Source organism: Staphylococcus simiae (assembly GCF_002902085.1).
GTDB classification, from domain to species: Bacteria; Bacillota; Bacilli; order Staphylococcales; family Staphylococcaceae; genus Staphylococcus; species Staphylococcus simiae.
In genome coordinates, this window is sequence record NZ_PPQR01000040.1 from 1 (window position 1) to 991 (window position 991).

General features: G+C 39.9%; 1 pseudogene. It reads left to right on the forward strand.

The annotated features are described in order from the left end of the window. Positions 1–991: pseudogene (locus CD113_RS12715) on the forward strand (YSIRK signal domain/LPXTG anchor domain surface protein); the annotation flags it as partial.

A 991-nucleotide genomic window follows, 5' to 3' on the forward strand; every position in this document is an offset into this window, starting at 1 on the left:
TTACATCAATGACGATAAAATATGTCGATACGGCAGGTACAGATCAAACCATAAGTGCAACAAAAGCAAATAATATATGGTCACTCAATCCACCAGTTGCAGGAATTTCAATTAATGATCAAAGTGGTGTCGTTACAGTTTCATACACCGCAGTACAAGCAAGTAGTGAAGTAAAAGCAACAGCTGTAAAAGGCAATAGTGATAGCAGTAATGAAACACGTGTTATGATGCCAATTAAGGAAGCGACACCATTGCCACCAAATGTAACAGCAGATGAACCAACTGCAAGTGTAGTAATTACCCCGCAAGGTGATACTAGTGCAATGACAATCAATTATGTCGATACGGCAGGAACAGATAAAACCATAACAGTAACAAAAGAGAATAATACATGGTCACTTAATCCATCAGTTCAAGGCATATCTATCAATGATCAAACGGGGATTGTTACTGTAGAACACACTGCAGTACAGCCAAATAGCGAAGTAAAAGTAACAGCTATAAAAGGAAACAGTGATGTCAGTGGAGAAAATAAAGCTGAAATGCCAATTAAGGAAACGACCCCAACAGCACCAAGTGTCACAGCGGATGTTTCGACTGCGAGTGTAGTAGTTAGCCCGCAAGGTGATACTAGTGCAATGACAATCAATTATGTTGATACGACAGGAGCAGATCAATCCATAACAGCAACGAAAGCAAATAATATGTGGTCACTAAATCCGTCAGTAGCAGGCATATCGATTAACAACCAAACAGGTGTTGTCACAGTTGAACACACTGCAGTACAAATAAGTAGTGAAATAAAGGCAACAGCTATAAAAGGAAACAGTGATGTTAGTGGAGAAAATAAAGCTGGAATGCCGATTAAGGAAGCAACGCCAGCGTCACCAACTGTAACAGCAGATGAACCAACTGCAAGCGTGGTAATTACACCTCAAGGTGATATTACATCAATGACGATAAAATATGTCGATACGGCAGGTACAGATCA